We start from the raw sequence: 17,455 nt of genomic DNA, 5'->3' as shown, positions 1-17,455 counted from the left end.
AGATGAGGTAAGGATGCCGACCGTAAATAACACAAATACGAACATTACGATCCAAAAGGTTAATGAGAACGACATACTGGCACCTCCAATAGCGAATGTATTCGTTATCAAGATTATAACCTGCAATTTAATAAAAATAAACGCAAATGTGATATGTTACATAGACAATTTACTATATTATTTAAAAAACAGAAAATTCGTTGGCACAGCTCTTAGATTTCCATCGGATGGTTTATTGATAACTCTTCCGTTAAAGATCAATGAGGAAGAGCCACCACCATCTAAATTATAAGCATCTACGAGACCCATATTCGATAATTTGTTCTGAATCTCCTCCAGCTGTGCACCAGAGCTGCCATACTCATTATATCCATCCGCTACAAAAAGCAGGATCTGATCATCTTTATATTTGCCGATCACGGTACGTGGTGCCCGATTAGGGGATGTTTTCCACTTTTCGGGTATGGGTGTTTTGATGTTGTTTTTAAGGAGGACAGGCACAAAGGTGGCGCCGAATACCGGATCTAGCTGATCTAATTGTGCGCGACTGTAGAATTTCCCGCCGATTAATTGCCCGGATTTGTTCAGCCCAACAAAACTTAGGTCCTTGTACGTCGGCTCAAAACCGTATAAATACTTTCCATCCACTACAGTTGTGCTTAAGGGATAACGTTTTCCGGATTGATCTGCAAAGCCGCCCGCATTAATACCAGCAATGGCACCATTACGCTGTACGGCATGCATAGTAGTTTCCGCACCGGAGGCTGTCTCCGCCAAGCTCATCTTCATAGCGGTCGGGTCCTTCAATTTGATTTTCAACGCATAAGCTTTGTAGTTTCCTGGATTCAATCGATATAACTCAACTCTTATACGGTCGCTAGTAACGATCTCTGAAGGTATACCAAGCTTGGCTGAAATCCTGCGGTTATAGATCAGTTCAGGCCGGGTCGCCTGAGTCTGTGCTGTTTCGACCAGCTTATTCATCGTAGTGGTAGTCTCTTTATATAGCTTGGCACTAGCGCTGACAGCATCAATGGTGTAAGCTGCGGAGGCCTCTGCCAGCGTCAGCTCTTTTTTTAAGGAAGCTGTTTCATTCACTGGCCCAGCGCTTGGTGTGAATTGTCCTACATCAAGGTCTAGCTGTAGCGGTGGTCGATACCACGACATACAAATAACCAAGCCTATGAACGGTGCAGTTAGAAGCATGAAGAAGCGGTTTACTCTTTTGACTGGCGTCATCATTTGATCAGATCCATTTCTTTCTTCAAAGCTTCTAACTGTTTGCTTACCTCACTCAATTGCGTATATAGCTTGTTGCTGTTATCTGTCTTGGCACTAGCATTATCTTTAGTGAAGGTTAATAGTTCGTTAAAGCTTTGCACTGTATTCTGCAATTCCTTCACTTCTTCAGAGAGAACGGCAATTTTTGCTTCATAGTCGGTCTTCAAAACGGTAAGCTGCTGCTGGCTCTGAGTACTAAGTTCGGTAAGCACCTGTTGCTTCAGATGGTTCGTGTAGCTGTATACAGCATATACGCCGAGTCCGATCATCATAATCCAGAACAGTAAAAACCATTTTACGGAAGGGCCGTTTCTCGCAGTAGTAGAGCGCGAGCGTACCGGGGACGTTTCCGCTAGCGGTTGCATTTTATCACCTCGGGTTGGTCTTTTTTTCAAGTCCCCATTCTATCAGACTTTGACAAGATTCGCAAAAATGTAAGAGAGTATGAAAACTAGAAAAAGTAATTGCATCCTATTAAACTACTGCGATACAATTTCTATAGATTGGAATTCTGATAGACGTACACAAGGTAACCAGCTAGAGATTATACAGACAAGTCATCATACAGCCTTGCTTGCGTTTTAACCGGAAACGCTGCGGCGCTTTCCTTTCTAGATGATTATATATAGAGCAGGGGGTCAGGGCATTAATGATGAAGGTTTGGCAGGTGGTCATTGTGGGGTGTCATCCTACAAGTATGCTGGGGACAAAATTGATTTTGGAAGAGGAAGAGGGGCTTAAGGTTCTGGGAATGTATTCCACTTGGGACGAAGGCGCTACCATCGTAAGGGAAAAAAATCCCGAGCTAGTGCTAGTAGATTATCATATGCCTGAGGGGAATATTGAGAGTGTGCTGTTAAATATGAAAAAAAGCTCACCAAACTCACATTTTGTCGTGATGACAGACGAAGACGGGCGAGAACTGCTTCAGCCCCTCGTAGAACTAGGAGCCAGCGGGATATTCTCGAAGGGAGCTTCTCCCCGTCAGCTTTTACAGCTGATCCTGGGTTTACGGGAGGGTTTTCTTTCAATGCCCTTGGAATGGATTGAAAAAGGAGCTTGGCCGATTTCGACATTTAAAGGATTAGATGATGTTTTACAACTGACGGAGACAGAGATGTTTATCATGGAGCGAATCGTTCAAGGGATTACCTACGATAAAATTGCGCTTGAAATTGCGGTAAGCCGTCGGTCCATTGATAATTATTTGCGCAAAATCTATGTAAAGCTAGATGTTTCGACCCGGGCACAAGCGATTGAGAAATTCGCGCTCTTCTCAAGACAAAACAGGCAAATCTACGCCTAACCCACGCTTTACGACATAATGACGTATGGGGTGGAATATTCTTGGAGTAGAAGTAAGAATATCATGTTGAATGGGTAACCATCCCATCCTTGGATGAGGATGACGAAGCCGTTTCTACTTGGTAACAGGGAAGGGGGATTTCGCATGATTTACGAATTTTCTGCTCGCGCACACACATTGTTGTCGTCATCGCTTCTTAGTATCCGCACCCAAACACGGAGAAGCTCCATGATATCGCTAGCTGAAGAATTACCAGCGGAAGAACTATTCCCATTGTCACTGCTTGCTGAAGCAGCATCTACGGTGATTTCAGCAGATGCGGGAGCACTGCAATATGGTGATCCTGCAGGGTACGGACCGCTTCGGGAGTGGCTTGCAGGGGATTGGCTTAAAGAAAAAGGGGTAAATGTTGTTGAAGGTGGAGTTCTGCTAACAACGGGTAGCCAGCAAGCCATTGATTTGTTGTCGCGGGTGTATATTGATCCAGGAGATCGTGTATTAGTAGAAAATCCGACCTCTCCAGGATTTTTGCAGACTCTTCGGATGCAGGGGGCCGTTATTATTCCTGTACAGGGTGATTTGGACGGGCTTGATCCGGAGCATTTGCGGAGCCAGATCGAGCTGCATAAGCCGAAAATGCTGTTCGCAACCCCTAGCTTTACCAATCCAAGCGGCATTTTATGGAGTTTGGAGAGACGCCGCGCAGTATTGGATTTATGTATCGCATATAACATCTTGATTGTGGAAGATGATTCTTATGGGGATTTGCACTTCCAGAAGCAGGGTGAACACAAGGCTAAAAGATATCCGTCTTTGTATGCACTGGAAAATATCAGCGATGGCGGACACGTGCTTTATATCGGTTCGTTCAGCAAGACCGTTGCGCCCGCGCTGCGGACGGGCTGGGCGGCAGGCAGCCGAGTCTTGATCAGAATGATGTCTGCGGCTAAGCAGATGGCCGATTGGCAGTCGAGCGCATTAAATCAGCGGCTGCTGCATCATTTATTGGATGTGTCTGCGTTTGATCTGCGTGAGCATATCGCGCAGCTGAATCGAGAGTATAACACCCGTCTGAAGCTTATGGTGGAACTGCTCAAGCGGCCTGCTTGGAAGGGCAGCTCCTATGACCTTCCATCAGGAGGCATGTTCCTGTGGGTCGCACCACCAGAGGGAATGGATGTTATGGCGTTGCTCAAATGTGCGCTAGGTAAGGGAGTGGCTTTTTTGCCAGGTCCGTTATGTAGTGTAGATGGAGTCAGCAATCACCTTCGCCTTAACTTTAGCCATCCCGGGCGGGATGAGCTGCTGCTTGGCATGAATCTGATGAGCGAAGCGGTTAAGGAGTTCACAGCACGGAGTTAGGTAGTGGAATGAAAGTTGTGAATGAAATGATTGAAATGATGAAAACACAACACAAGACACTTTTAGAGCTAAAACAAGGACAGAATTACAAGTCGGGCAAGACGAAGTTCGTGATGTGAGATTAATTAGGGAAATCCTCCCTAAAAATGGTCGATTTGAACTCTAAAATGGACTGTTTAGGGAATTTCTCCCTAAAAAATCAAGGGATTCCCCGTTTTAGGGGGAAATCTGGCGAAAATCAGGGAGGAATTCCCTAAAATGCGGTTTTTAGCGCGTGAATCGAAGAATATTGGGGAGGATTTCCCTAATAACTTAGTGTGCCCTTTTCGGAATGGTGTTTTTAAAGCTTATTTTGCTTTGAATGATTTAGTAAATAGCGCTCGTGTTCGAAGATTGTAAATAAGTTAGTTAAGTACAGTCAAGTAGAGCTGGATGAGGTACGCATGAGACATGAACGTGGTAAGAGTGAGATATGAACGTGGTACGAAAGAGTTACTAATGTGATGAGAATGATTTACGAATGCGGGAAGAGCGAGTTAAACACGCGGTAAGAATGCAATTCGAATGTGGTATGTATGAGATACTCATGAGATATGAGTGAAATAAGACATGACACGTATGAGATACTAGTGTATTAAAAATGTAATCTAAATGTGATATGAGTGTAGTAAGAGCGTGGTACGCACCAGATACTAATATGTTAAGTGTAAGTTAAGAACATGGAATGCACAGAGATAGGATTTAAATAAGATTAGACATACGAAAAAGCATCCCGTAGTTGGGATGCTTTTTGGCGTTATTTACACATGTTATGTGTGCATCAGAATAATAAGTTTAAAGTCTGAGTAAATGATTAGAACCGAGCTAAAAGAATAAGACCCGACTAAAAAGAAATAGTCGATAGAAGTACTGTCCAGGCTAGGTTAGCTAATTAATGGGATGTTTGCTGTTATTGGGTACGCCGCTTGTTATCGCGGCATATTCCACCAGCGCCGCATGACCGGCTGGGGTTAGGGTGTAACGCCCACGGCTTACCCGGTGAAACCAGCCGTAGTAGTTATTCTGAAGCATAGCGGCGGCGGTGGGTACGCCGCTACGCTTCCGCAGCTCGGCCGGAGTGATACCGGCCGAGCGGGGAGCGCTTCCTGCGGCCAATACGGCCGCTGGAAGCGTGCTTGAGGCAGCGCTAGGGGCACCGCTTCGCGTGCCTGCCGCCAGCGCCTCCCGTGCTGCCGCGTCCCCGGCAGCACGGCTCTCCGGCGCTGAGCTCAGCGCCGGAACCTGTTCAGCGGTGCCCGCCGCTGAACGTTTGGCTGCTGCAAGTGAAGCCTTCGCAGTCCTTCTCTGCAGCGGCGGCGGCGTCCGCCTCCGCGCTTGCAGAGAAAGCGCGACACGCGCGCTTTCTCGCGGTAGGCCGTCACGAGCTTGACGCGCGTGCTGCCGCCGGTGTTGTAGTCTCCGCTGCGCTCGCGGAACTCATAGAGCAGGCGTTCGCGCCGCCGCTTATTGCTGCGCTGCGCAGGCGGCTTCTCGTCTGGCTCTACGAGCACCTCGACCAGCGGTGCTTTGGTCTTATAAAAGATAACAGTGATCAGCCCAAGACCGAGCCGGCGGCATAATCCGCTAAGCTCGCCCCAGCGCTGGTTCACCGCTCCTTTTTTATCACGGACACGTTCCACTGCGAGATAGACGGTGGGACTGAGCTTCAACCGTTCTACCCCTTGCAGCAGTAAGGCGAGATTGAATGATTTTTTCATCTCCACGATCAGAGGCTGTTCAACGTCCTCCCGAATCCCCACCAAATCGCAGGTCCGAACCTCACCTTTGATGCTGTAACCCTGCTTTTCAAAAAAAATCTTCAAAGGAGCATATAGCTCCGTTTCATGTCGTACCGCCATCTTGTCACTCCCGTAGGCCTTTATTTTCGGGTTTCCCAATAAGGTTTTACAGCCATTTTCTGATTCTCTATTATAGCACAGTAAAAAAGAGGTCAACTATTCCGCGCTTGCCGCATAGGTATGTAATACACTTTTTAACGCTATAGGAGAGCAAGTAGAAGAGCAAGTAGGAGCGCAAGAGGAGGCAGCGAGCAATGGACATTTTTGAGCGTATAGCTTCGTATCGGGCTGAGAACGACCGGTTGGCGTGGAGCGGCACCTTCAAGCAGTATATAGAACTGTTGAGAAAAGACCCCTCTCCCGCAAAAACCGCTCACTCCCGCGTTTATGACATGATTAAGTCGCACGGCGTAGAGGACATAAACGGACGCAAACGGTATAAGTTTTTTGAACAGGAGATTTTTGGACTTGATCGTGCAGTCGAAAAGTTGGTCGAGGAATATTTTCACTCTGCAGCACGTCGGCTTGATGTTCGCAAACGGATTTTGTTATTGATGGGACCTGTCAGTGGGGGAAATCGACCCTGGTCACGCCGCTTAAACGTGGTTTGGAACAGTACTCGCGGACAGATGCGGGTGCGGTATACGCAATAGAAGGCTGCCCGATGCATGAGGACCCGCTGCATTTGATCCCGCTGGAGCTCCGTCCGGAGATTGAGAAGGAACTTGGTGTACGTATTGAGGGCAACTTGTGCCCATCCTGCCAGATGCGTCTAAGAAATGATTATGCTGGTGACATTGAGCAAGTTAAGGTGACGCGTGTTATTTTGTCAGAAGAAGAGCGGGTAGGGATTGGTACTTTTAGTCCATCTGATCCGAAGTCTCAGGATATCGCCGATTTGACAGGAAGTATTGATTTTTCGACCATTACTGAATTTGGTTCGGAATCTGATCCGCGTGCCTACCGTTTTGATGGGGAGTTGAACAAAGCTAACCGTGGGCTGATGGAATTTCAGGAAATGCTCAAATGCGACGAAAAGTTTTTATGGAACCTGCTGTCACTGACGCAAGAAGGCAATTTCAAGGCTGGCCGCTTCGCGTTGATAAGTGCGGACGAAATGATAATTGCTCATACAAATGAAACCGAGTATAAGTCGTTTATTTCTAATAAAAAGAATGAAGCGCTCCAATCCCGTATGATTGTTATGCCTGTTCCGTATAACCTCAGGGTTTCGGAAGAGGAAAAAATCTACGCGAAGCTGATCGCCCAGAGTGATATGAGTCATGTGCATATTGCACCACATGCGCTGCGTGCCGCCGCTATTTTTTCTATCCTAACCCGTCTTAAAGAAAGCAAAAAACAAGGTATGGATCTGATCAAAAAGCTGCGGATGTACGATGGCGAAGAGGTCGAAGGCTATAAAGAGGCCGATCTTAAAGAGATGCAAACGGAGTATTTAGATGAGGGCATGTCCGGAATTGATCCGCGTTATGTTATCAACCGCATTTCCAGCGCTCTGATCAAAGGAGATCTGCAGTGCATGAACGCACTGGATGTCCTGCGGGCGATAAAGGATGGCCTGGATCAGCATCCATCGATTACAAAAGAGGAGCGGGAGCGTTATCTGAACTTCATCTCCATTGCCCGCAAGGAATATGATATTTTAGCGAAAAGCGAAGTACAAAAGGCATTTGTCTACTCCTTTGAGGAATCTGCGAAGACACTTTTCGAGAATTATCTAGATAATATCGAAGCTTTCTGCAACTGGTCGAAAATTCGTGATCCGCTGACGGATGAGGAAATGGAGCCGGATGAACGGTTAATGCGTTCGATTGAAGAGCAAATTGGAATCTCTGAGAATGCAAAAAAAGCGTTCCGTGAAGAGATCCTGATCCGGATTTCTGCGTATTCACGCAAAGGGAAGAAATTCGAGTACAACAACCACGACCGCCTGCGGGAAGCGATTGAGAAAAAGCTGTTCACAGATCTCAAAGATATTGTCAAAATCACCACCTCGTCCAAAACACCTGATGAAAGTCAGCTCAAACGAATCAACGAGGTATGCGCCAGACTTATTGATGGACATCACTACTGCCCAATTTGCGCCAACGAGCTGCTGAAATACGTGGGAAGTCTGCTTAACCGTTAAAAAAGAGTTCATTTATGCGGGGTGTTCCAAAAGCCATGAAAATGGCTGTGGAGCACTCTTTTTTTGCCCTCCCATGTTGTATTTTCTTCCTTTTACCCTCCTAATGTTAATCTAAACGCCGCAACCCGTCTGACTAATTTGGCTGTTGTGCGTAAGAAGTTGCTAAAGGACACAGGTGACACTAAACGTAGATTTTGAGCATATTTCGCAGGCTATCGGACCCCATGGTCGCTATTAGCAGGAAAAACCCTAAATATGAGCCGTTTTTGACTAATAGCTGCACTGGAGTCCGAAACTCCGCTCAAAAGGCGATATTTTTGCAATTAACGTCATCTGGGTCCTTTAGTCAGTCGTTGGGAGCAACAGAACTGAAGAGTAAGTAGTTACGTGGATCCAGCGTTGTCTACTTCGAGGCTTACCCAAAATGATGGTGACTAAGAATACGCAGAGTTGTGATCTTTTTGTAAATGGAGGATCACTGCTCTGTTTTTCTATACAGGCAATAATGCAGCTCAGCAAAACAGGAACAGTCCATTTCCAGCGCAGTTGATATAATGAAATCACCGTACGGGGAAAGGCTGGTGCTGCACTTGAATTACAGTAAAGATATAGAAAAATGTGTTGAATATATAGAAGCTCATATTAAAGAAAATATAACGGTTGAAGAAATAGCGACGGAGGTCGGATATTCGGTGTATCATTTTTGCCGAGTGTTTAGCTTGTGCAAAGAAATGTCTGTGATGGAGTATGTGCGGAGCCGAAAATTATCCTTAGCCTCAATTGAATTATTTGCTGGAAAAAAGATCATTGATATTGCGCTGGACTATGGTTTTGAAACACAAAGTGGCTTTACTAAAGCTTTTCGCAAAACCTTTGGTTATAGTCCGACACAATATGCGGCACGGATGGATGGGTTTAGTAAAGGAAATTCAATATTTGATATCGGAGGTTATATTATGAATCCTGTTTTTGTTCGTAAGCCTGCTTTTAAGGTGGCTGGTTATGGTATCCAAACTAATGTTGCGGGTAGTATGTACACTAAGGATATTGCTTCTTTTTGGAGCCATTATGAGGGTGAAAACCTGGAGTCCAAAATGTATAAAATACTAAACCCGCCTAAACACGGAGAAGTTGGTTTATGTATTCCGTCTTCAGATAACGGCAATGCCACCTATCTTTTGGGTGTTATTGTTGAGGACTACTCCAAGGTAGAAGCTGATATGTTGACGATGGATGTGCCAGAAGCCGAATATGCCGTGTTTACAACACCTCCAGTGGATACTTCAACGGATACAGAGCAAATAGAGTTTGCCCAAGTCATAAAAAGCGCTGGAAGTACATCTTCGAAGAATGGTTTAAGGACAGTGGTTACGTTTATGACGAGACTAAGCTGGATTTTGAGTTTTACGATGAACAGCGCCATTCGCGGCCAGATACAGTGATGGAGATTTACGTTCCTGTGAAAAAGTTGACTGAATAGTCGATAAGGGCAAAGACCGCGCGGTGATAATTGTAATTTCAGAAATGTTTGGACTTTAGGTCGCTGACAAAGGCGAACGCTACGCGCCTACATTTTCAAACTTCCTTACGTTACGTTCACCTGAGCATTTGCCATGTGCAGTTATTAAGTTGATATGAGGGTGTCGATGGAGGTCCGCAACAGTTAAGTTGCGGACTTTTTTTTAATGCTTAAAAGGACTATCCCTAGGTGGATTTTTTAGACATGAAATCTGCTTACTCTCGACAAAAAGAGACACCCATGTAAAAAACAATATGATATGATCTCTATGAATTATCTAGCACTATTGTACTAGAAGTTAAGGGATTAGAAGTGGTTTGTAGTTCATTTCGTAGATAAGTAGGAGGAGAAACGTGGTTATTAAAAAGATTTTATCTAAAAAGGCTATTGTATTCATGCTTATTGTTTGTTTAACTTCATTACCTTTAGGTACTGTTTTCGCAAGTAAGGTTTCAGATATTCAAGGGAGTTGGGCGGAAGCGCAAATTTCTAAATGGATGGAGAAGGGGCTAATATCAGGTTATCCAGATGGGGGCTTTAAACCTGACCATTCGATTACTAGGGCTGAATTGGTTGCATTAATCAATAAGTCATTTGGATTTGTTGAGTTGGAGGAACGTTCTTTTAAAGATGTAAAAGCTTCAGACTGGTATTATTCTAGTCTTTTAGCGGCAAATGCTGCTGGTTACATACAAGGTTATTCAGATGGATCCTTTGGACCTAATAAAAAGGTAACACGTCAAGAGTTTGCAGTGATTGTTAGTAAATTACTTGCACTGCCTTCTTCCGATTCTGCTAATAAATTTAGCGACACATCAACAAGTCCTTTATGGAGTAAAGTAGCTATCGGCTCTGTATACGATAAGGGTATTATGTCGGGGTATTCAGATAACACCTTTCATCCCGAATCGTTTACTACTCGTGCTGAGGCTGTTGTAATTTTGGACAGATCGTTAACAATCAAGGGTGAATCCTCATTTGGAACCCTCTCTTACGATATAGCGGGTACTTATGGTCCTGCAACAGGGGAAGAAAGTAAGCCAAAACGTAATCATTAACTCTTCTGATGTAACTCTACAAAACATGACGATCTTAGGGAACTTATTACTAGCAGAAGGAATTGCTGAGGGAGAAGTGTTCTTAAAAAATGTTACTGTTAACGGTGTTACTACGGTTAGCGGTGGGGGAGCGCATAGTGTTCATTTTGAGAATGCTAGACTAACCTCGGTGATCATTGATAAGAAGACAGGGATTATTAGAATTGTTGTTGAAGGCTCTACAGTTATTAGTGATATTCAAGTTCAATCCCCTGCAACAATTCAATCTTCTAGTGGGGCTACTATTCATACAGTTACTCTATCCAAAGCGCTTCCTAAAGATTCGCAGATGAGTTTGCTTGGAAGCTTTAAGAATGTAATTGTTTTGGCGCAAAATATCAATATTGGATTGCCACAAGGCGGCGTTCAAAATTTTAGTTTTAATAAAGATGCAAGTGGAAATAAGCTAAACAATGGGGCTAGTATTCTTTCTTTGATTATGAACGCTAGCACGAATGTTGTAGGGAATGGGACTATTGATCAAGCGGTTATAAATGCATCTGGAATTACTATGGAACATGCTCCACGCAATTTAGAAGCTGGAAAAGATGTCCCATCAAATGTGAATGTGAATATTGGTGGTGTAAATAGACCGGCAGCAACACCTACACAGGCACCAGCAGTAACAACACCAATTTCACCAGTGTCCCCGGGAACATCAGATGGAACAGTAACGCCAACAGCGACACCAGCGGCAACGCCAACAGCAACGCCAACAGCGACACCAGCGGCAACGCCAACAGCGACACCAGCGGCAACGCCAACAGCGACACCAACGGCAACGCCAACAGCGACACCAGCGGCAACGCCAACAGTAACGCCAACAGCGACACCAGCGGCAACGCCAACAGAAACACCGATAGTCACGCCATCAGCAACGCCAGACGTGACTCCACTGCCAACGTTGTCTCCAATTCCGACAATGGTGCCGACTTTTACTCCGGAACCGACACCGCCAGGGCCAACACCGCAACCAGAACAGTATAATGTAAATGGAACTATTATACGTGCAGATGGGAAGGAAATATTTAAAGAGGGTATTCTTTATATAAGTAAAGTTCAAGATAATATGACTATTGGTTATGAGACTAAATTGGTTGACGGGAAATTCAGTATTAATTTGTACGATGGGGATTACCAGATCACAAAAGTATCTGATTTGAATTCTTCAGATTTTATTTCGCTTTTCTATACCTTTAAGGTATCTAATGAGAAACCTATTCCTAGCTCGCTTGATATTGTAATTCCAGAGAGGCATGAAGGAACTATAAAATATCAAGATGGTACCTCAATAAGTAATGGTTCGTTATTAATTTTAAGAATAGAACCTAATTTATCTGTCGGGTTCAGTGCGCCGATCAAAGATGGTAAATTCACTTTGTATTTACCTGATGGAGACTATCTAATAAAAAACCAGAATAATTATGCTACTGAAGAGCAAATTTCACTATATTACACATTCAAAATTGTTAATGGGCTGACTGAGCCAAGTCAAATTGATATAGTCATTCCTTCAAAAATCAAGGGGACTATAGTTAATTCGGAAGGGGTAGCAGTTCCTTCTGGAACACTTATGGTGCATAGAACAGATACTCCAGAATTAAGTATTTATTATGCTCAAATTTACGGGGGGAATTATAGCTTATTTTTACCTGACGGTTCTTATCAAGCCGATGGTTTCTATCCTGTTAATATGTCAAGTCGGATTTCAATTGACTATAGATTTACAGTGAATAATGGAAAGACCACACCAAATCCATTAGCCATTACAATACCGAAAGGATACAACGGAACGATAAAAAATGCAGATGGAAGAATCTTTAGATATGGATCGATAACTGTTTATAAAAATAATGAAGATGGTTCTCAGTCTTTTTACACAGCCCCTATATTCTCAGGGGAGTTTAAGTTGTTTTTGCCAGAGGGTACTTATCAAGTGAATAGTTTATTTAACGGTGAAGATCAAATCCCATTTAACTATACCTTCACCATTGCTGAGGGTCAGTCTGACCCGAATCTATTAAATATTCTAGTGCCATAATGAACTTCGGCTTTATTTACCGGAAGACTCATAACAAAATATGACGATTGATCAATCCTATCATCTTAATCTTATAGGGTATATGAGTGAGTTTGCATCCCAAAACATTGGAACTTCCATATGGAAACCATTGATAATTTTGGGGTGTTTTTTTATCTAATCAGTTTATGTTTGACGAGTATGATCTTCCGTAGTGTAATAGAGTCAATAAGTAAGGTAATTCGAAAATAACAGGGAGTGAAGCAGATGATTAGAGAAGCGAGAGCTGATGACTGGAAAGACATAGCGGAATTATTAGAACAGTTGGGATATCCGGATACAGAAGTGTTCATGCAAGAAAAAATAGAAAAGCTAATCCTACATCCGGACGAGGAATTATTGGTTTTTGAGGAAGATGATCAAGTGGTAGCTTGTATTTCCATGCATTACATACCCCAATTAGGTCTGGTAGGAGAGACTGCAATTATAAGTTATCTTGTGGTGAGCAATGCCATTAGGAGCAAAGGTATTGGACGAAAGCTTGAGGAGTATTGCGCTGATTTAGCTAGAAAAAGAAACTGTGATAAAATTCAGGTTCATTGTCATTCCAGAAGAACTGATGCGCATAGATTTTATGCTCGACAAGGATTTGTTGAGGCTCCAAAATATTTCTCGAAGTCGTTAAAAGAATCTGAATCCTCATTTTAGTCATAGCAAAAAGCGGCAGACCAGGGTGTTAATACCCGTTTAGGTCTGCCGCTTTTTTTAGTTTAAATAAACTTCCGCTGCACCTTTTTGCCATCGTATGAAAAACGCGCCTTTTTGTCTTCCACAACCGTCTGTAGATGAACCGTCCGCCCCCATAAAGAGTAGATGTGAGGGAGTGTGCGCTCCAGATACTTCAGATCCAGCTCGATGCTTTCATAGCGATGAGTTATAAATAATTCACCATTCTTCTCGAAGTCTGCGTCCTCAATGACCAAGTAAGGAGACCCGCCATTGACCCGGGCGAGCACCAGTTGATCTCGTACATTTTCCCATGCTTTATCGGTGATTTTCCATTCGGGGCCTTTTTTCTCAAAAACATAAAGATCGAGGTCGTTCACCAATTCCTTCGACAGATAGCTGCGGATAAAGGAGGTATCGGATTCCAACTCACGTACTTCAAAGATTTTCTCACGGTCCCAGCGGCGTTCGATGTCTTCAAAGATTTTCAGCCCCAGATAGTAAGGATTCAGGCTTTGCCGTGAGGGCTGCACGACGGATGAATTTAGTTTTGCGTATTCCACTGTTTCCTCTTCGGTCAGATCTAGTTCGCGAACGATGCGCTGATGCCAGTAGGAAGCCCAGCCTTCGTTCATGATTTTTGTCTCCATCTGTGGCCAGAAGTAGAGCATTTCGTCATGGAGCATCGTCATAATGTCACGCTGCCAATCCTCCAAAACAGTGGAATATTGCTGGATAAACCAGACCATATCTTTTTCTGGCTCAGGGGGGAAAGCACGGTTTCCAGAGGATGCTTCCTGCGGCCCGGTATTGCTTTTATCTAAATTCCATAATTCGTCATAAGGATTGGTTGATTTCGAGCCGCCTGGAGGGGCGTCTTTGAGCTCCTTCATCTTAGCTTCCAGTAGGTGAGTTTTGCCCAGCTTGCGTGGCTGGATCAGACTGGGGTCTATATGCTCCTGGATAGCCAGCACTGAATCGATGAAGCTCTCCACAGCATCAGTTCCGTAAGTTACAGAATAACCGGCAATCCGATCTGCTGTAGCTGACATGCTCTCGACCATATCTCGGTTGGACATGGAGAAACGCATATTATTTTTGAAAAAATCACAGTGCGCTAGCACATGGGCAACGATCAGCTTATTCTGAATCAGTGAATTTCCATCCAGCAGGAAGGCATAACAAGGGTTGGAGTTAATAACGAGCTCGTATATTTTGCTCAGTCCGAAATCGTATTGGGATTTCATTTTATGAAAGGTTTTTCCAAAACTCCAGTGTCCAAATCGTGTAGGCATTCCATAAGCGCCGAATGTATAAATAATATCTGCGGGGCAAATTTCATAACGCATGGGATAAAAATCTAAACCGAAGCCAGTGGCTATTTCCGTAATCTCGGCAATGGCCCGCTCTAGCGCATTAATTTCTTCGCTTGGCATGAATCTTTCTCTCCCTCCAGCTTGGGCTTATGCTGCAACCTATTCTGACAAGGCTGCAAAGGTTCCGCGACAACGTCCGGGACTGTTCCATTTAAGTATATGGGAGAGAAGATGAGTGTATGACGTTCTGAATTTCTGAGTGAAGATAATGTGATTTTGTATACATTATTGGAAGGAAGCACTAGCTTTTTTTGTATGCGAATTCTATCAACGGTATCCTTCTCGGTGAATTCGGACTCAGCTGACGTTATTTGCAAATTTCCAGCCTTTTGAGCAGGGTTGCGGACCCCACAGACGCTATCCCGCAGAAAGAGGCTCATATGTGGTGTCTTTCTTGCCAATAGCGGCAATGGGGTCCGTTAGCATACCAAAAGTGGAATAATACTGCGATTAGTGTCATCTGTGTCCGATAGGTGCCCAATAGGTGCTCCATATGTGTTCGAGGAGCAGTTCCATAGGTGCCCGATAGAAGCTCCACAAGTATCCGATTAGTACTCCATAAGTGTTCAAAAAGTGCTCCACAAGTGTCCAATTAGTGCTTCACAAATTCCCAATTGCTCACCACACGAGCATAAGCAGTTCAGAGAACGTAACCTTCCCCATAGTTCCCAAACCCTCAGTACCCAAACTCTCAATACACAAACCGCCGTTGCGCCCAATAGCTGAAAAGGAAGATTGAAGCCTCGGTCAGTAGCTTGGCGGCGACAAGCGGAATAATCAGCTTTTCATTATAGAAATAGAGTAGCCCATAGTTGAATAGCAACACGAGGATCACCAGCGCAAAATATTTGGGAAGCGAAGCCTGAATCTTGGAGCGTTTGCCGCCTGTGAAGACGTATTTTCGGTTCATAGAATAGTTAAAGACAGAGCTGCACAATCTCGCGGCCGCGACGGACAGGAATAGGTTATGGCTGAGCCTCTGAAACAGGAATAAGAGTGTGAAGTCGAGCAGGGCTGACAGCAGCGAAGAAGTGCTGAACATCAGTATCGGCAGATAAATCCGGAAGGAGTCCATCAGAGGCCGGAAATGGGATGATTTATTATCGTCCAGATAGACGGTATCGATGTACTCTTCCGTAATGGTGTATCCCTCTTTATGGGCAGTCAGCAGCATGTTCATTTCATATTCAAACCGTTCGCCGGGAATCTGGCATAGCCAATCAAGCATTGATAGGGGGTAGCCGCGCAGCCCAGTTTGTGTATCATAAATCTTAGTACCTGTAGTTAAGGAAAAGACCGTCCGGGTTACAGAGTTGCCGAAGCGGCTGCGCAGAGGAATGGTTCCGGTGAACCGGCGGCTGCCGAGTACGATTCCCGGAGTAGTCTGGTTCCGCAGAGATTCAACGATCCGGTTAATATCATAAGGCAGATGTTGGCCGTCGCTATCCGCGCAGACTACATAATCCGGCAGACCGGCCTCCTGAATATACTGGAACCCTGTCTTCAGAGCACGTCCTTTTCCGAGGTTGACTTCATGGGTTAGGACAGTGCAGCCGAATGCTTCGGCCATATCGAAGATTCCACGGTAGTGCGGGCCGCTGCCGTCATCCACAAGAACAATAGGTTCAAGCTGGAAATTATGCAGCTGTAAAATCAAATCGAGCAGTCGTTCATCGGGCTCATAGGCTGGGATCAGTATAGTCATGATGTTGCATCCTCCTTGATATAAAGAATGTCGCTGACGCCCCGCTCCTTGTTTTTGCCCTGCGGATTATTTACGACCCGTCCCATGAAGTACATAGTGGATGAACCACCGCCGTCCAGATTGTAGGCTTCTGTGGCGCCAAGGTCGGACATTACATCAGCTAGCTCAGTAAGGGTCATCCCACGGCTGTACCCTTCCTTGCGCCCGTCAACTACGACAAACACATAATGGTTTGGTGCGATCATACCAACTGCGGTGCGGGGATTCGCGTTCTGGATGGAATGGTTGCCGAAGTTGGTATCGATTTTGACATTGCTGAAATCACTGGCAATCTCCCCGTCCTGAATCAGAATCGGACCAAAGGAAAGGGTATCGGTGGCCCCTTGCGCCAGCAGTTCAGAGGAAGAAATCTCTTCCTCGTTATAGGTTTGCATTGTCCCATCATCGAACAGCGCCATTGCATCCCGCACAGGATCATCACGATACACCGTGCCGTTACGGATTATCACTCCGTCATTGCGGAAGCCATAGTAATCACCATTGATGGCAAAAATCGCATGGTTCGCGGAAGCAATGTCCGAGGTATCCTCAGTGATGTTTGTTCCAAAGCTGTTGTCGGCAAAAGCAGTGCGCAGACTGCTCGCTTCCTTGAGGACGATATCAGCGACAAAATAAGTGATCTGGTCTGAACCGGAACCGGTCTGCACTTGGTCGATCTGGATCTGAATATCATCGCTGGAGTAATTCCAGTCGTCAGAGGTTGCGTTAACTTCGGCAGTTGTAACGGCTGTAGCTCCTGAGCTGCTAGTTGTAGCTGCATCATCCGCAACTACGACTTCCACATGTTCGATTAAGTAACGATCTGCCAGACTATATATCACTGTGCCGAGAAGCAGGAGGACAATGATCATCACGATCAGCAGCTTTCGTTTGAAGCTCCAGGCTTGCTTACTTCTCTTGTTCAACATTGAAGCATCACCTCATTTTGTAAGTTGTTATGGCCATAATACCTGGGCTACCTTTAATGAAACTGAAATAAAAGCTGAAATAAAAACCGAAATAGTAAGAGCACCGGG

At 44.8% G+C, this 17,455-nt stretch carries 12 protein-coding genes and 4 pseudogenes; 9 read left to right on the top strand and 7 right to left on the bottom strand.

The window, feature by feature from the left end; genetic code table 11:
- Nucleotides 1-177: 177 nt before the first annotated feature.
- Together MKY14_RS18610 and MKY14_RS18605 are read right to left on the bottom strand one after the other, a co-directional pair.
- Entirely contained in the window at nucleotides 178-1,242 is a 1,065-nt protein-coding gene (locus MKY14_RS18610) for a phosphodiester glycosidase family protein (protein WP_139331019.1), read from the bottom strand.
- Complete coding sequence (locus tag MKY14_RS18605) at nucleotides 1,239-1,646, bottom strand: hypothetical protein (RefSeq protein WP_036684435.1); 408 nt, start codon at nucleotides 1,644-1,646, stop codon at nucleotides 1,239-1,241. The genes MKY14_RS18610 and MKY14_RS18605 overlap by 4 nt, the downstream gene beginning before the upstream one ends.
- 284 nt (nucleotides 1,647-1,930) lie before the next feature.
- On the opposite strand from MKY14_RS18605, the gene MKY14_RS18600 reads away from it, so the two are divergent.
- Entirely contained in the window at nucleotides 1,931-2,587 is a 657-nt protein-coding gene (locus MKY14_RS18600; protein WP_036684433.1) for a response regulator transcription factor, read from the top strand.
- A 144-nt stretch (nucleotides 2,588-2,731) separates the two neighbouring features.
- Nucleotides 2,732-3,949 (top strand): aminotransferase-like domain-containing protein, encoded by a 1,218-nt coding sequence (locus MKY14_RS18595; protein ID WP_036684431.1) that lies wholly within the window; start codon nucleotides 2,732-2,734, stop codon nucleotides 3,947-3,949.
- 927 nt (nucleotides 3,950-4,876) lie between these two features.
- On the opposite strand, the pseudogene MKY14_RS18590 reads toward MKY14_RS18595, so the two are convergent.
- Both MKY14_RS18590 and MKY14_RS18585 read right to left on the bottom strand, forming a co-directional pair.
- Nucleotides 4,877-5,038 (bottom strand): annotated as a pseudogene (locus tag MKY14_RS18590) (DUF2161 family putative PD-(D/E)XK-type phosphodiesterase); the annotation flags it as partial.
- 308 nt (nucleotides 5,039-5,346) lie between these two features.
- Nucleotides 5,347-5,847: pseudogene (locus MKY14_RS18585) on the bottom strand (DUF2161 family putative PD-(D/E)XK-type phosphodiesterase); the annotation flags it as partial.
- A gap of 194 nt (nucleotides 5,848-6,041) precedes the next feature.
- Here MKY14_RS18585 and MKY14_RS30870 point away from each other — a divergent pair.
- From MKY14_RS30870 to MKY14_RS18560, 7 genes and pseudogenes are all read left to right on the top strand, one after another.
- Nucleotides 6,042-7,087 (top strand): annotated as a pseudogene (locus MKY14_RS30870) (protein prkA); the annotation flags it as partial.
- Nucleotides 7,064-7,936, top strand: coding sequence for a hypothetical protein (locus MKY14_RS30865; protein ID WP_445669884.1), 873 nt, complete (start codon nucleotides 7,064-7,066; stop codon nucleotides 7,934-7,936). The pseudogene MKY14_RS30870 and the gene MKY14_RS30865, both read left to right, overlap by 24 nt.
- A 554-nt stretch (nucleotides 7,937-8,490) precedes the next feature.
- Nucleotides 8,491-9,159, top strand: a pseudogene (locus MKY14_RS18575) (AraC family transcriptional regulator); the annotation flags it as partial.
- A gap of 26 nt (nucleotides 9,160-9,185) precedes the next feature.
- A complete protein-coding gene (locus MKY14_RS30860) occupies nucleotides 9,186-9,416 on the top strand; it encodes a GyrI-like domain-containing protein (protein WP_445669883.1) in 231 nt (76 codons plus the stop codon).
- A 392-nt stretch (nucleotides 9,417-9,808) separates the two neighbouring features.
- Nucleotides 9,809-10,513 (top strand): S-layer homology domain-containing protein, encoded by a 705-nt coding sequence (locus MKY14_RS18570; RefSeq protein ID WP_340977089.1) that lies wholly within the window; start codon nucleotides 9,809-9,811, stop codon nucleotides 10,511-10,513.
- Nucleotides 10,467-12,593, top strand: coding sequence for a hypothetical protein (locus tag MKY14_RS18565; RefSeq protein ID WP_340977088.1), 2,127 nt, complete (start codon nucleotides 10,467-10,469; stop codon nucleotides 12,591-12,593). Before MKY14_RS18570 ends, MKY14_RS18565 begins: the two co-directional genes overlap by 47 nt.
- 246 nt (nucleotides 12,594-12,839) lie before the next feature.
- Entirely contained in the window at nucleotides 12,840-13,280 is a 441-nt protein-coding gene (locus tag MKY14_RS18560) for a GNAT family N-acetyltransferase (RefSeq protein WP_076184672.1), read from the top strand.
- A gap of 62 nt (nucleotides 13,281-13,342) precedes the next feature.
- On the opposite strand, the gene MKY14_RS18555 is transcribed toward MKY14_RS18560, so the two are convergent.
- The 3 genes from MKY14_RS18555 to MKY14_RS18545 form a co-directional block, all read right to left on the bottom strand.
- Complete coding sequence (locus MKY14_RS18555; RefSeq protein WP_340917358.1) at nucleotides 13,343-14,734, bottom strand: SpoVR family protein; 1,392 nt, start codon at nucleotides 14,732-14,734, stop codon at nucleotides 13,343-13,345.
- Between the two features lie 631 nt (nucleotides 14,735-15,365).
- Nucleotides 15,366-16,379, bottom strand: a complete 1,014-nt coding sequence (locus MKY14_RS18550; RefSeq protein WP_076195076.1) for a bifunctional glycosyltransferase family 2/GtrA family protein — start codon at nucleotides 16,377-16,379, stop codon at nucleotides 15,366-15,368.
- Complete coding sequence (locus MKY14_RS18545; protein ID WP_340977087.1) at nucleotides 16,376-17,347, bottom strand: phosphodiester glycosidase family protein; 972 nt, start codon at nucleotides 17,345-17,347, stop codon at nucleotides 16,376-16,378. Before MKY14_RS18545 ends, MKY14_RS18550 begins: the two co-directional genes overlap by 4 nt.
- Nucleotides 17,348-17,455 lie beyond the last annotated feature (108 nt).

The sequence above is a fragment of the Paenibacillus sp. FSL R5-0887 genome (assembly GCF_038002305.1).
Taxonomy (GTDB): domain Bacteria; phylum Bacillota; class Bacilli; order Paenibacillales; family Paenibacillaceae; genus Paenibacillus_AQ; species Paenibacillus_AQ odorifer.
This window is presented reverse-complemented; position numbering and strand designations above follow the sequence as displayed.

Bases quoted from the DNA above. Each gene is read 5' to 3' on its own strand.
- MKY14_RS30865 (WP_445669884.1), top strand. From the start codon at position 7,064: ATGAGTCATGTGCATATTGCACCACATGCGCTGCGTGCCGCCGCTATT.
- MKY14_RS18565 (WP_340977088.1), top strand. From the start codon at position 10,467: ATGGTCCTGCAACAGGGGAAGAAAGTAAGCCAAAACGTAATCATTAAC.
- MKY14_RS18555 (WP_340917358.1), bottom strand. From the start codon at position 14,734: ATGCCAAGCGAAGAAATTAATGCGCTAGAGCGGGCCATTGCCGAGATT.
- MKY14_RS18600 (WP_036684433.1), top strand. From the start codon at position 1,931: ATGATGAAGGTTTGGCAGGTGGTCATTGTGGGGTGTCATCCTACAAGT.
- MKY14_RS18560 (WP_076184672.1), top strand. From the start codon at position 12,840: ATGATTAGAGAAGCGAGAGCTGATGACTGGAAAGACATAGCGGAATTA.
- MKY14_RS18605 (WP_036684435.1), bottom strand. From the start codon at position 1,646: ATGCAACCGCTAGCGGAAACGTCCCCGGTACGCTCGCGCTCTACTACT.
- MKY14_RS18550 (WP_076195076.1), bottom strand. From the start codon at position 16,379: ATGACTATACTGATCCCAGCCTATGAGCCCGATGAACGACTGCTCGAT.
- MKY14_RS18610 (WP_139331019.1), bottom strand. From the start codon at position 1,242: ATGATGACGCCAGTCAAAAGAGTAAACCGCTTCTTCATGCTTCTAACT.
- MKY14_RS18595 (WP_036684431.1), top strand. From the start codon at position 2,732: ATGATTTACGAATTTTCTGCTCGCGCACACACATTGTTGTCGTCATCG.
- MKY14_RS18545 (WP_340977087.1), bottom strand. From the start codon at position 17,347: ATGTTGAACAAGAGAAGTAAGCAAGCCTGGAGCTTCAAACGAAAGCTG.